This window comes from Rhizobium sp. 2MFCol3.1, from assembly GCF_000377565.1.
Taxonomy (GTDB): domain Bacteria; phylum Pseudomonadota; class Alphaproteobacteria; order Rhizobiales; family Rhizobiaceae; genus Rhizobium.
Window position 1 is genome coordinate 340,220 of the sequence record NZ_KB898355.1, and the last position, 13,065, is coordinate 353,284.

General features: G+C 62.1%; 12 protein-coding genes. 10 read left to right on the forward strand and 2 right to left on the reverse strand.

Annotation, left to right across the window (positions count from 1 at the left end):
* The first annotated feature begins 3 nt into the window (after positions 1-3).
* Positions 4-1,203, forward strand: a complete 1,200-nt coding sequence (locus D460_RS0107495) for an acetate/propionate family kinase (protein ID WP_018897913.1) — start codon at positions 4-6, stop codon at positions 1,201-1,203.
* Positions 1,204-1,230: 27 nt separating this feature from the next.
* Positions 1,231-2,013, forward strand: a complete 783-nt coding sequence (gene fabI, locus D460_RS0107500; RefSeq protein ID WP_018897914.1) for an enoyl-ACP reductase FabI — start codon at positions 1,231-1,233, stop codon at positions 2,011-2,013.
* A gap of 11 nt (positions 2,014-2,024) precedes the next feature.
* Here the strand turns inward: fabI and D460_RS0107505 are convergent, their stop codons facing one another.
* Positions 2,025-2,705, reverse strand: coding sequence for a GntR family transcriptional regulator (locus tag D460_RS0107505; protein ID WP_018897915.1), 681 nt, complete (start codon positions 2,703-2,705; stop codon positions 2,025-2,027).
* A 104-nt stretch (positions 2,706-2,809) separates the two neighbouring features.
* Here D460_RS0107505 and D460_RS0107510 point away from each other — a divergent pair, with 104 nt between their 5' ends.
* From D460_RS0107510 to D460_RS0107545, 8 genes are all read left to right on the forward strand, one after another.
* Positions 2,810-3,460 carry a GntR family transcriptional regulator gene (locus D460_RS0107510; RefSeq protein ID WP_018897916.1) on the forward strand — a complete coding sequence of 217 codons (651 nt, stop codon included), beginning with the start codon at positions 2,810-2,812 and terminating at the stop codon, positions 3,458-3,460.
* A 109-nt stretch (positions 3,461-3,569) separates the two neighbouring features.
* Positions 3,570-4,406: an ABC transporter substrate-binding protein gene (locus D460_RS0107515; RefSeq protein ID WP_018897917.1), complete on the forward strand. Its 837-nt coding sequence runs from the start codon at positions 3,570-3,572 to the stop codon at positions 4,404-4,406.
* Between the two features lie 73 nt (positions 4,407-4,479).
* Positions 4,480-5,172, forward strand: coding sequence for an amino acid ABC transporter permease (locus D460_RS0107520; RefSeq protein WP_018897918.1), 693 nt, complete (start codon positions 4,480-4,482; stop codon positions 5,170-5,172).
* Between the two features lie 15 nt (positions 5,173-5,187).
* Positions 5,188-6,078 (forward strand): 4-hydroxy-tetrahydrodipicolinate synthase, encoded by an 891-nt coding sequence (gene dapA, locus D460_RS0107525; RefSeq protein WP_018897919.1) that lies wholly within the window; start codon positions 5,188-5,190, stop codon positions 6,076-6,078.
* A gap of 9 nt (positions 6,079-6,087) precedes the next feature.
* A complete protein-coding gene (locus tag D460_RS0107530; RefSeq protein ID WP_018897920.1) occupies positions 6,088-9,015 on the forward strand; it encodes an FAD-dependent oxidoreductase in 2,928 nt (975 codons plus the stop codon).
* Complete coding sequence (locus D460_RS0107535; protein ID WP_018897921.1) at positions 9,012-9,740, forward strand: amino acid ABC transporter ATP-binding protein; 729 nt, start codon at positions 9,012-9,014, stop codon at positions 9,738-9,740. The genes D460_RS0107530 and D460_RS0107535 overlap by 4 nt, the downstream gene beginning before the upstream one ends.
* Before the next feature lie 9 nt (positions 9,741-9,749).
* On the forward strand, positions 9,750-11,156 hold the full coding sequence (hydA, locus tag D460_RS0107540) for a dihydropyrimidinase (RefSeq protein WP_018897922.1): 1,407 nt from the start codon (positions 9,750-9,752) through the stop codon (positions 11,154-11,156).
* A gap of 21 nt (positions 11,157-11,177) precedes the next feature.
* Positions 11,178-11,591, forward strand: coding sequence for a DUF3830 family protein (locus D460_RS0107545; RefSeq protein WP_026282890.1), 414 nt, complete (start codon positions 11,178-11,180; stop codon positions 11,589-11,591).
* A gap of 230 nt (positions 11,592-11,821) precedes the next feature.
* On the opposite strand, the gene D460_RS0107550 is transcribed toward D460_RS0107545, so the two are convergent.
* Positions 11,822-12,859, reverse strand: coding sequence for an AraC family transcriptional regulator (locus D460_RS0107550; RefSeq protein ID WP_196809321.1), 1,038 nt, complete (start codon positions 12,857-12,859; stop codon positions 11,822-11,824).
* Positions 12,860-13,065: the final 206 nt, after the last annotated feature.

Consider the following 13,065-nt stretch of genomic DNA (forward strand, 5'->3'; position numbering starts at 1 on the left):
TTTATGGACACGATTCTGGTGGTGAATGCCGGTTCATCCAGCCTGAAATTTGAAGTCTTCTCCGTCGCGGGTTCGCTCACGCGTCTGGTCAAGGGAAAGATGGAAGGGATCGGCACCGCGCCGCATCTTTCCATAAGGAATGCTGGCGGTGAGCAACTGGCGAATGATGATTATCCGTCCGAGGCCATCCCGGATCTGCCTTCGGCGATGCGCCTGGTCGGGCAATGGCTGGGTGAGCGACTTGAGGGGCACCTGATCGCGGTCGGCCACCGGGTCGTCCACGGCGGGCCGAACCATGCTGGGCCGGCGAGGGTCGATGAAAGCTTGCTGCGGGAGTTGGAGTGGTACACGCCGCTCGCGCCGCTGCATCAGCCAAACAATCTGGCGCCCATCCGGGTGCTGCTGGAACGACAGCCTGACTTGGCGCAGGTCGCCTGCTTCGACACTGCCTTCCATCGCGGGCATGATCCGATGACGGATCATTATGCGATACCGACACGTTATTTCGAGGAGGGAGTCAGGCGCTACGGCTTTCACGGTCTGTCCTACGAATATGTTGCGGGACGGCTGGCGGAAGTTGCGCCTGACGTTGGCGGCGGGCGCGTCATCGTCGCCCATCTCGGCAGCGGCGCGTCGATGTGCGCGCTTCATGAGGGACGAAGCGTGGAGAGCACACTGGGTTTCACGGCGCTTGACGGCCTGCCGATGGGCACGCGATGCGGGCAGATCGATCCCGGCGTGCTGCTTTACCTGCTCGAGCAGCATGGAATGTCGGCAAGGCAGCTGCAGGATATGCTCTACAAGGAGTCCGGCCTCAAGGGCCTCTCCGGCATCAGCAACGACGTGCGCGATCTGCTCGACAGCCAAGAGGCCGGTGCTGCGCTGGCGCTCGACCATTTCGTTCATCGCATCGGGCTCAACGCCGGTGCGCTTGCGGCCGCGCTGAGCGGGCTGGATGCCTTTGTGTTCACCGCCGGGGTCGGCGAAAATTCGCCGGTGATGCGCGAACGGATCGCCAGGAAACTGCGCTGGCTCGGTGTATCGCTCGATACGGAGCGGAACAATGCCGGCGAATTGCTGATCTCAAGCGATGACAGCACGGTCAAAGTCTTCGTCATGCCGACCGACGAGGAGCTGATGATTGCGCGGCACACTTTCGCGCTTATCACCGCTGGCGGGACCGTGTCTGCCGGCGCGCGCTAGTTACTTGGACAAAAGAGAGGGCTACATATGATACCGACCGTGAAGGCGAAGCTTCTTGAAGGAAAGCGCGGGCTGGTGGTTGGCATCGCCAATGATCAGTCGATCGCCTGGGGTTGCGCGCGCGCATTCCGCGCTCTGGGTGCCGAACTAGCGGTGACCTATCTCAACGACAAGGCCAAGCCCTATGTCGAGCCACTCGCGCGGGCACTGGAAGCGCCGATTGTCATGCCGCTCGACGTTTCGGTGCCGGGGCAGCTGGAAGCCGTGTTCGAGCGCATCACGGAGCAATGGGGCGCGCTCGATTTCGTGGTGCACTCCATCGCGTTCTCGCCGAAGGATACCTTGCAGGGCCGCGTCGTCGATGTACCCCACGACGGGTTTCTTAAGACGATGGATATCTCCTGCTGGTCTTTCATCCGGATGGCGCATCTTGCCGAACCGCTCATGAAGCAGGGCGGCACGCTGTTCACCATGACGTACTACGGCAGCCAGATGGTGGTGAAGAATTACAACATCATGGGCGTTGCCAAGGCAGCACTTGAGAGCGCTGTTCGTTATATCGCCGCCGAACTAGGGCCGAAGGGCATTCGCGTGCATGCGATCTCACCCGGTCCACTGGCAACCCGGGCCGCCTCCGGCATCCCCGAGTTCGACGAGCTGCTGAACAAGGCCCAGGAGACAGCGCCGACACGCAGTCTCGTCTCGATCGACGATGTCGGCATGGCAACCGCATTCCTGGCTCACGACGCGGCGCGGCTCATCACCGGCGACACGATCTATATCGATGGCGGATACCACATCATCGATTAGCCCCCGCACCGCTATTCGCCGGCGCCCAGATAGTCACGCGTAAACGAGATTAGGCTCTCGATATGCGTGGCGACCGCGGCACGGGTGGCGTCGAGATCGCCGCGTTCTATGGCCTCGATGATGACAAGGTGCTCGGTCGAGTCCGGCTTCAACCGGTCTTTCAGCCTGTCGATCTCGAAGAGGCGGGTGGTGGCACGCAGTTCACGCAGCACCTCGGCCATCACCGCATTGCCGCAGTAGTCGATGATCATGTTGTGCAGATTGTCGTCGGAGAACCAGTGCGCGTCCGTATGATAGGCCGTCGCGTCGAGAAGATCGTGGATCTCGCGCCTGACCTCGATCAGCCGGCGGCGCGGAATGTTGCGGATGGCAAGGGCGGCGGCTTCCGGCTCGATCAGCAAGCGCAGCCGTAGGCTCTGCAGATACTCTCCGATGTCCACGCGGCGCACGACATAGTTGCGGCCGTCGCCTTTGCGGACGAGCCCTTCACCCTCAAGCCGTTGCAGGGCTTCGCGCAGCGGCGTCCTCGATATTCCAAGGGTCTCGGCGAGCTTTGCCTCGACGATCACATGGCCGCCTTTCAGCCTGCGGTGGCGAATCATGTCGGAGACCGCTTTATAGGTCAGCGATGCGAGATTGTGCTGACCGCGGGTGGCGATCTTCACGTCTGAAGCAACCGATGTGTTCGTCACTTTGCCTTCTTCCTCTACCGGCAATGTAGCCCCTCGCTTATTCCTTTACGCGGAAAGCTGCCGCATATGATAGTCGATACCGACGAGAACCCGAAAGAGACCCGATGGACGATGGATTGAGCGAAACCAACGACGAGACCAGCCTTGCCGATGACACCTATCGCCTGCTTCTGGCTGATATCCTGTCGGCCCGGCTCGCCGGCGGCTCCATCGTCCAGCAGCGCCGTCTCGCCAGCCAGCACGCCGTGTCGCGTTCTCCCATGCGCCATGCCCTGAGCCGGTTGGAGGGGGAGGGGCTGCTCGTGCGCAACGAGAAGGGCGTTCTCTGCGTTCGCGTGATTTCGCTGAAGGACTATCTCGATGGCCTGACGATGCGCATGCTGATCGAGCCGACCGCGGCCGCCTTGGCGGCGCCTCATGTCGCCGACGTCGATCTTGAGCGCCTCACGTCGATGCTTGATGCGATCGATGCGGATCCCGGCCCCGACCCCGAAATCGTGTGGCAGTTCGACGACGCCCTGCATGGCTGCATTGCCGACAATAGCCGTAATGCTTTCATGAAGGCGACGATTGGCGACATGCGGCGCTACACCACGATCTTCGAACGCCAGATGGCTGTCGTGCGCGCCAAGCCAGGCATTTCGGAGCACCGTGCGATACTTGTCGCCCTGGCCGCCCGTGACGCCGAGGGTGCGCGCAGGGCGATGTCCGAGCATCTGGACGCTGTCCGTCAGGGCGTTCTCACAAATTACTGATGTCATCTTCATGCCTGTTGCGTGTCTCAGAGAACCATGTATAAAAGTGGGATCCCAGATGAATGCAAACTGGGTAGCATAATTCAAAGACCAACTCCAGAGGCCATCCATGACCCGTTCTTTCATTTTTCGCGGTGCTCTCGCCGCCTTCTCCGTGTCGCTGACGGCATCGGCCGTCTTCGCGCAGGCCTGCGAACCCAAGGTTCCCGCAAGCGAGCTGATCAAGCCCGGCACGCTTGTCATGTCGACCAACCCGACATTGCCGCCGCTGCAGTTCGTCGATTCCAGCGGTGAGCTGAAGGGCATGCGCGTCGAACTCGGTGCGGAGATCGCCAAGCGCCTTTGCCTCCAGCCGGAATATGTCCGCATCGAATTTTCGGCGATGGTTCCGGGCCTGCAGGCCGGCCGCTGGGATATGATCAACACCGGCATCTTCTTCACCGAGGAACGCGCCAAGATCATGCAGATGATCCCTTATGAGGATCAGGCGATCAGCGTTTCCATCGCTCCGAACTCTGACAAGAAGGTCGCCACCAAGGATGACCTCGCCGGCATGACTGTCGGCGTCGAGATCGGTGGTTTCGAGGAAACGAAGACGCGCCTGCTCGACAAGGAATTGCGCGACGCCGGCAAGGAAGGCCTGACGATCCAGACCTTCGACAATTTCGCATTGGCCTACCAGTCGCTTCGCGCCGGCCAGGTCCAGGCCGTCGTGTCGATCGACGCGGTCGCCAAGGAATATGACAGCCGCGGCGACTTCAAGCGCGCCCTGAGCGGTCTCTATCCGGCGCCCGTCTCCGTCGCCTTCAAGAGCACCGTGCTGGCGGATGCCGTCTCTGCGACGCTGAAGGAAATGAAGACCGACGGCTCTCTGAAGGCGCTGTTCGACAAGTACGGCATGCCGATGGTCGCCGGCGACTATTCCGTAAAGGGTCCCGGCCGCTGATCGGGCAGCCGGACGATCGATTGACTGGCGAGGCGCGGGGCTCCCGCGCTCGCCTTGAGCAGGAAATGGATTGATGTCGCTCTGGAACTGGTCGGGTTTCTTCGGATACCTCTTCAACCCCTTCATCCTCGGTGGCGTGGTCACGACCATTTGGCTGACCGTCGTCTCGCTGATCGCGGGTCTTATATTGGGCTTCGCGCTGGCGATGATGCGCCGCTCGAGACTGCGTTCGGTTCAGACGCTGGCCAAGGTCTACATCTGGCTGTTCAGGGGCACACCGCTTCTTGTGCAGCTGATTGCGCTTTACACCGCGCTGCCGCTGTTCGGCATCCGTCTCTCGGTGATCGAGGCGGCGCTCGTAGGGCTGGCGCTCAACGAGGCGGCCTATCTCGCCGAAATCATTCGCGCCGGCATCGAGGCCGTCCCGATCGGCCAGACGCGGGCCGCTCGTGCGCTTGGGATGACCGAGCGCCAGATCATGCGCTACGTCGTCATGCCGCAGGCGTTCAAGGTCATCATCCCGCCGCTCGGCAATTCCGTGAACGGGCTTTTGAAGACGACATCGGTCACGTCGGTGATCTCGATGGAAGAACTGCTGCGTCGCACCCAGGTGCTGATCCAGGAGCGCTTCATGGTGCTCGAGCTCTTCGCCGTTGCGGCGATCTATTACCTCCTTTTGACCACGCTCTGGGATGTTTTCCAGAGGCATATCGAGAAGCGCTTCGGCCAGTCCGATTCCAGGCTGTCCGTCAGCGAAAAGCGCTAGAACCAGGATATTGACATGACCAAGAAGTTTCGCGGCGTTTACACCGTGATGATTACGCCATTGGATTCCAACGGCGCCGTCGATCTCAAGGCGATGGCCTCCTTCACCGAATGGCAGGTGCGCCAGGGTATCCATGGCCTCATTCCGCTGGGATCGACCGGCGAGTTCCTGTCGCTCAGCGAGGAAGAGCGCGACGGTGTCGCCCACACCGTCATCGAAACCGTTGCCGGCCGCGTGCCTGTCCTGATCGGTACCGGCGCCGAGGATACGCGCGAATGCGTGCGCCTCAGCCTCAAGGCCGAGCAGATGGGCGCCGACGGCGTGATGATCATCCCGCCCTTCTACTCGACCCCGACCGACGACGAACTCGTCCATCACTACAAGACCGTTGCTGCCGCGATCTCGATCCCGATCATGGTCTACAATAACCCCGCGACTGCCAACGTCGATCTGAAGCCCGAGCTCGTGAAGCGCATCGCCGAGATCAAGGGCTGCGATTACATCAAGGAATCGACGCTTGAGGTGACGCGCGTGCGCGACATCATCCGGCTGGCGGGCGACGACATGACGGTGTTCGGCGGCATCCTCGGCTTCGAATCCTTTGTGATGGGTGCGCAGGGCTGGGTTGCGGTGGCCTCGAACGTCGCTCCGGGTCCGATGGCGCGTATCTTCGAGCTCGTCGCCGACGAGAAGAAGTTCGATGAAGCCCGCGCGCTCTATCTCAAGTGGCTTCCAGTCATCCAGGCTGTCGGTGGACAGGCCTATGTCGCCGGTTCGAAGTCCCTGCTGACGCATATGGGCTTTGCCGCCGGCACGCCGCGTCCTCCACGTCTGCCGCTTCCCGAGCAGCAGGATGCGGCCATGAAGAAACTGGTCTCGGACTTCGGTCTGACCTTCAGCCTCTAGGACATGTCGATGCCGGCCGTCTCCGCCCCGATCCAATCTCAACCCGATCAGCGTGTCGATATCGTCGTAGACGGCGTCGCCGTCGCGGCCGAGCGCGGCATGACGATCGCGGCTGCGATCGAGGCGGGCGGCCGGCATGATTTCTCGCGCGGCTTGAAGGACGAGCCGCGTGGCATCTTCTGCGGCATGGGCGTCTGCCAGGATTGCCTCGTCACCGTCGATGGCCGCCTCAGTCAGCGTGCCTGCATGACGACCGTCCGGCCCGGGATGACGATCGAGCGACCCGGCTCGCGCCCCGTCATCGTCGATGACGCCATCTCCGACCTCGCCGCCGTTCCTGGGGCCATCGAAACCGTTCAGACCGATCTCTTGGTCATCGGCGCTGGTCCGGCTGGCCTATCCGCCGCTGAGGCCGCGGCACTTGCGGGCGCGCGGGTGACCGTCGTCGACGAACGCTCCGCCGCCGGCGGTCAGTATTTCAAGCAACCGCTGACCGCGCTGGCGGCACAGCGCCTCGGCGCCGACGAACAGGCCCGCTCCGGAGCCAATCTTGTCGATCGGGTTCGCAGAGCCGGCGTGACGATGGTCGCTGGCACCACTGTTTGGGGAGCCGAAAGTCGCGCTGACGGCACGACCGTCGTCTCCTGCTACGGTCCTGCGGGCGCCTCCTACTACATGCCGAAGACGATCGTGATCGCTACCGGCGCGCATGAGCGCCCGCCGGCGGTTGCAGGCTGGACACGGCCGGGCGTCATGACAGCGGGCGCGGCGCAAACCTTGCTCCGTAGCTATGGTACCGTCGCCGGCAAGCGGATCGTCATTGCCGGCAACGGCCCCTTGAACATCCAGGTGGCGATCGAAACGATCAAGGCTGGCGGCCACGTCGTCGCGCTGGTGGAGAAGGCGCAGGCACCCTGGAAGCAGCCGGCCGCAGCTCTGCAACTTCTCGCGGCCGACAAGATGCTCGCGGCAAACGGCATGCGCCAGGTCATCGCGCTGCGCGCTGCCGGCGTGCCGATTCATTGGGAGAGCGCGGTCACCTCGATCGACGGGCAGGCCGGCGTCGAGACGGTGGCGATCAAGGGGCCGAGCGGCGCCCTCACGCTGCAGGCCGATACCGTCCTCATCGGTGGCGACTTCGCGCCCTCCAATGAACTCTCGCGATTGCTCGGTTGCGGCCACGAACTTGTCGACGGCAGGCTGTCGGCGATCTGCAAGGCGGATGGCGAGACCACCTTGCCGCATGTTCATGTAGTCGGTGAGGCAGCCCGCTTTGGCGGTGCGCATATCGCCATGGCGGCCGGCCGGCTGGCCGGTTTGGCGGTGGCGCGCAAGCTCGGGCGCTCCGTGCCACGCGACGATAAGACGGAACGCCGGCTCGAAAGGCACCGCGCGTTCCAGAAGGCCCTCTGGGCGGTCTTCGCCGCCCGGCCTTCAGCGAACGCCATTGCGGGCCAGGACGACAACGCCATTATCTGCCGCTGCGAAGGCGTAACGGCCAAAACCTTGAAAGCGCTCGCGACCGACAGCGCCGACGATATCGCGACTCTGAAGCGACTTTCCCGCGCCGGCATGGGCCGCTGCCAGGGACGCTACTGCGGCGACGCGGTTGCGGCGATTGCCGGTGTGCGACGCGACAAGAGCGAGAGGCGGGGTTTTCTTGCGCCGCAAATGCCGCTGCGACCGGTTCCCCTTGCGGCTCTTGCGGTCGAAAAGCCGGAATGGGGCGGCCACAAGCGGGCGCTTCTACCGGAAAAGCCCCCGCTGGAAAGCAGCGAACCGCTTCTGCTGCAGCGGGTTTCGACGCTGGTCATCGGCGCCGGCATCGCCGGTCTCTCCACAGCGCTGTTTCTCGCTCGGGCAGGTGAGGATGTGGCCGTGCTCGAGCGCAGCTTCCCCAATTCGCTCGCATCGGGCGGCAATGCCGGAAGCCTGCACGCGCAGCTTCTCTCCTTTGACCACGGCGCGCGGGCTGAAGGCGGGGGTGGTGCTGCCGCGCAGACCTTGCCGCTGCAGCGGGATTCGATCACGCTCTGGGGCGAACTGCAGCGCGAACTCGGCCGCGATTTCGAGATGAAGGTCACCGGCGGCCTGATGGTCGCGGAAACCGACGCGCATATGCGCTTCCTCCGGGAGAAGGTTAGCGTCGAGCAGAAGGCCGGCATCGACTGTAGTCTGATCGGGCGGGACGAGTTGCGGCAGATGGAACCCGCGCTCTCGCCTCAGTTCGTGGGTGCCGCCTTCTGTTCGCAGGAAGGCAAGATTAATCCGCTGGTTGCGACGCAGGGCATCCTAGATGCCGCGAAGGCTGCCGGCGCCAGGGTTTTCGATCAATGTGGGGTCATGGCCATCACGGTGGTCGCCGAGGGCTTCGAAGTCGTCACTTCGCGCGGCACCGTCCATGCCCGGCGCATCGTCAACGCTGCTGGCGCCTTCTCGTCGCGGGTCGGTGGGCTGCTCGGGCTTGATGTCCCCGTCTTCGGTGCGCCGTTGCAGATGGTCGTGACGGAAGCGGCCGCGCCGACGATTTCCTGTCTCGTTGCCCATGCCGATCGTCATTTGACGCTCAAGCAGGCGGCCAACGGCAATTTCATTATCGGCGGCGGCTGGACCGCCGGGCTAGACCCGATCCACCAGCATCCGCGTCCGCTACTTTCGAGCATCGAGGGCAATCTCTGGGTGGCGCAACACGTCGTGCCGGCGCTGCGCAAACTGCACGTCATCAGAAGCTGGGCCGCGATGAACATCAATATCGACGGTGCCCCGATTCTTGGCGAGGATCCTCGGCAACCAGGCTTCTTCAATGCCGTGACATCCAACGGCTACACCCTCGGTCCGCTCGTCGGACAGCTTACGGCGCAGCTTGTCCTCGGCCGCGAAACGGGCAGGGCGCTCAATCCATTTTCCATATCCCGCTTTGAGAAAGGCCGCGCATGATCGAAATCACTGGCGTCAGCAAATTCTATGGCACGTTCGAGGTTCTGAAGAACTGCAACGTGAAGGTCGATCGTGGTGAGGTCGTGGTCGTCTGCGGTCCCTCTGGTTCCGGGAAATCCACGCTGATCAAATGCGTGAACGGCCTCGAACCCTTCCAGCAAGGGTCGATCCGGGTACACGGCATCGAGGTCGGGGACCCCAAGACCGATCTGCCAAACCTGCGCACGCGCGTCGGCATGGTGTTCCAGAACTTCGAACTGTTCCCGCATCTGACGATCATCGACAACATCATGCTCTCGCAGCGCATTGTGCTCGGGCGCTCTAATAGCGTGGCGCGCAACAAGGCAATGCAGCTGCTTGATCGCGTCGGCCTCGCCGATCATTCGGCCAAGTTCCCAAGCCAGCTTTCCGGCGGGCAGCAGCAGCGCGTGGCGATCGCCCGCGCATTGGCGATGGATCCGCTGGCCATGCTCTTCGACGAGCCGACTTCGGCGCTGGATCCGGAAATGATCTCGGAGGTGCTGGATGTGATGACCGGTCTCGCCAAGGACGGCATGACGATGATGGTCGTCACCCATGAAATGGGCTTTGCCCGCCGCGTGGCCACCCGCGTGATCTTTATCGATCAGGGCGAAATCGTCGAGGACCGGCCGAGCGACGACTTCTTCGCCGGAAAACACAATCCGCGCACCGAGGCCTTCCTCGGCAAGATCCTGCAGCACTGAGGCCTCGTCATGAGCGAATACGATATCATCATCGAAAACGGCACCATCGCAACCGCGTCCGACGTTTTCAAGGCGTCTATCGCGATCAAGGACGGCAGGATCGTCCAGATCGGCGAACAGCTGACCGGGGCAAAGCGCGTGATCGATGCCGCCGGCAAGTATGTCCTGCCTGGCGGCATCGACAGCCACGTCCATATCTCCCAACCGTCGGGAGATGGGATCGTCATGGCGGATGATTTCGCGAGCGGTACGCTGTCGGCTGTGTTCGGCGGCAACACGACCGTCATGCCGTTCTGCCTGCAGGAAAAGGGCGTGCCGCTGCGTTCGTCGCTGAACGATTACCACAGGCTCGCCGAGGGCGAGTGCTACACGGATGTCAGCTTCCATCTGATCATTTCCGACCCGACGGACGCCGTACTCGGGCAGGAATTGCCGGCCCTGGTGGCCGATGGCTATGCCTCGCTGAAGGTCTTCATGACCTATGAGGATCTGCGCTTGAGCGATGGCGAGATCCTGAAGACGCTGGACGTGGCGCGCGGCACCGGCGCGACCGTCATGGTCCATTGCGAAAACGAGGATGCGATCCGCTTCCTGATCGACAAACACGAGCGCAACGGCGATGTCGCGCCGCGTGCTCATGCCTCGACACGGCCCGTTGCCGTCGAGCGCGAGGCCACGCACCGGGCGCTGTCGCTGGCCGAGATCGCCGATGTGCCCGTCGTCATCGTCCATGTCTCGAACGGCGAGGCGATGGAGGAAATCATGCGCGCCAGGGCACGGGGCATCAAGGTGGTCGGCGAGACCTGCCCGCAATATCTCGTGCTGACTGCCAAGGATCTTGACGGCATGGACTGGGAAGGCGCCAAGTTCGTCTGCTCGCCGCCGCCGCGCGACGAGGCGGCGCAGGCCGAATGCTGGCGAGGCATCGAGACCGGCGTGTTCGAACTCTTCTCGTCCGATCATTGCCCGTTCCGCTACGAAGACGAGCAGGGCAAGCTCAATCCGAAGGGCAAGACCAACTTCCGGCACATCCCCAATGGTATTCCCGGCGTTGAAACCCGGCTGCCGATCCTCTTCTCGCAGGGCGTCATGGCTGGGCGCATCGACCTGCCGCGCTTCGTCGCCATCACCGCGACCAATCACGCCAAGACCTATGGTCTCTATCCGCAAAAGGGCACGATCGCCATCGGCGCCGACGCCGACATCGCGATCTGGGATCCGGCGCTAAAGCGGACCATCCGCCATGCCGACCTGCACGACGGCGCCGACTATTCGCCCTACGAGGGAATGGAAATCACCGGTTGGCCCGTCACCACCATCGTGGCCGGAACGGTCATGGTCGAGGAAGGCGTGCTGGTCGGCGAAAAGGGCCAGGGAACATATCGACCCGCCGCAGCCCGGCCGGTCGGCCTCTAATACACGTCAAGGAGACAGATGATGAAGCTCAAGATTACCGCGGGTCCCTTCGAGTTCGATGCGGTCCTCGAAACCGAAAAGGCGCCGAAGACCAGCGAGGCGTTTTTGAAGCAAATGCCTTATCAGGGGCAGATCGTTCATGTGCGGTGGTCGGGCGAGGGCGTCTGGATCCCGCTCGGCGATCAGGATTTCGGCGTCGGCTACGAAAACCATACCAGCCATCCGGCGCCCGGCCACGTCATCCTCTATCCGGGTGGCATCAGCGAAACCGAGATTCTGCTCGCCTATGGCGGCGTCGACTTTTCGTCGAAGATGGGCCAACTCGCGGGAAATCACTTCATTACGGTGACCTCCAATCTCGACAAACTGCCCGAACTCGGCCGCCTTACGCTTTGGCAGGGCGCTCAAGATATCCGCTTCGAGTTGGTTGGCTAACAGGTAAATCATCCGCCATGCCGGGATGCGAGCATCCTGGCATGGCGCTTGCTTCGCAATAGACGAACGCTAATGTCCTTGCGGAGTGCAGCCATGATCCTTGATTTCGAACTTGCGAAGCGCGCGGCCGGGGAACAGTCGCATCGATCACCGAGGCCGGGCGCCTTTGTCGAAAGCCTCTTGGATTGGGTGCGGGCCAGAAGACGCCCGAGATCCAACCGGGAAGCCTATTAGTTCGAACTCAACTCATCAGGATCGAGCGCCTCTCGATGGATCTGGCGCTTGTAGCTTCTCGGAGACTGCCCGGCCCAGGACTTGAAGGCCCTCGAAAGGCTTGCCTCATCCGCATATCCGACCATCTCGGCGATCGTCGCCATCGATCGACGCGATCTGTCCCGCATAAGGGACTGGGCGATGCGAAAACGCTGCTTCTGCAGGATCGTCACGAAACTCGTTTTCTCTTCGGAGAGGCGTCTCTGCAGGCTGCGTGTCGACATGTTGAGATAGCCGGCGACGGTCGGGAGGTCGCAATTCTCAGTGCCGATCAATTTGGTTACGGCAAGGCTCACGCGATGTGTCAGGTCGCTGCTCCGCGCCATCTCGGAGCGAACCGTCCTTATGTGGTCACGCAGCAGCTCGATCGCCGTTTCGTCGCTGAGTGGGTTCACGGCGACGAGGTCGCTTTCCTTCAACACGATCTCGTTGATCGGCTGATTGAAGGAAACCGGCGCGCGGTAAAAGCGCTCGTAGGCGGCCTTCGATGCAGGGGGAGCGCCGTGCTCGAAATTGATATGAAGCGCGCTCCAGAATGGTCCGAGGAATTGTCGTATCATGCAGTACAGCGCGGTCATGGTGAACTCTACATCATGCCGGGCCAATTCGGGACTTGCTTCCACGATGCGGTAGGCGACCTGACTGGTCTTGTGATTTCGGGTCAGCTTGAAAAGCGTGCGTTCCTGAAACGCATCGGCGAACTCGCAAAACAGCTCAAGCGCCTGGTGCAGGGATCGCGCATAGAAAAACACCATTGTCGACAACGGCCCGCGGCTGTCGTAGCGACGTGCACCCAGCTTGAAACCGAGCAAGGGTTCCTTCGTTGCTTCAGAGACCCGGTGCGTGAACTGAAGGAAATCCGCGATCGGAACGCGCTCCATAGGGCTTTCGATCGTGTCTTCATAGAGCGACAGATCCTTGAGAAGCGGTTTGAGGCGCATGTTCTTCGAACGCAGTGCCTCGAGATAGGGGTGGATGATTTGAGCTCGAAGCAAGCCCGGATATTCTGCCGTCATAACGTCAAAATCCAACGCCGATGGGAACATATGCCCTGAGTTGTGCCGCATTGATGAGCGCATGGGGCGTGTGGCTAAAAAATGAGCTTATGCCGCTTGAGGGAGGCTGTCAATCGCTGCAACACCGCCAAATAACGCCAGGATCAAGACCAGGCATGTCCAGAATTCAGATTGGCTCCGCACTT

What these genes read in the sequence shown, in the direction of transcription:
- D460_RS0107515 (WP_018897917.1), top strand. Translation starts at nt 3,570, where the DNA reads ATGACCCGTTCTTTCATTTTTCGCGGTGCTCTCGCCGCCTTCTCCGTG.
- D460_RS0107510 (WP_018897916.1), top strand. Translation starts at nt 2,810, where the DNA reads ATGGACGATGGATTGAGCGAAACCAACGACGAGACCAGCCTTGCCGAT.
- dapA (WP_018897919.1), top strand. Translation starts at nt 5,188, where the DNA reads ATGACCAAGAAGTTTCGCGGCGTTTACACCGTGATGATTACGCCATTG.
- D460_RS0107535 (WP_018897921.1), top strand. Translation starts at nt 9,012, where the DNA reads ATGATCGAAATCACTGGCGTCAGCAAATTCTATGGCACGTTCGAGGTT.
- D460_RS0107530 (WP_018897920.1), top strand. Translation starts at nt 6,088, where the DNA reads ATGCCGGCCGTCTCCGCCCCGATCCAATCTCAACCCGATCAGCGTGTC.
- fabI (WP_018897914.1), top strand. Translation starts at nt 1,231, where the DNA reads ATGATACCGACCGTGAAGGCGAAGCTTCTTGAAGGAAAGCGCGGGCTG.
- hydA (WP_018897922.1), top strand. Translation starts at nt 9,750, where the DNA reads ATGAGCGAATACGATATCATCATCGAAAACGGCACCATCGCAACCGCG.
- D460_RS0107495 (WP_018897913.1), top strand. Translation starts at nt 4, where the DNA reads ATGGACACGATTCTGGTGGTGAATGCCGGTTCATCCAGCCTGAAATTT.
- D460_RS0107520 (WP_018897918.1), top strand. Translation starts at nt 4,480, where the DNA reads ATGTCGCTCTGGAACTGGTCGGGTTTCTTCGGATACCTCTTCAACCCC.
- D460_RS0107545 (WP_026282890.1), top strand. Translation starts at nt 11,178, where the DNA reads ATGAAGCTCAAGATTACCGCGGGTCCCTTCGAGTTCGATGCGGTCCTC.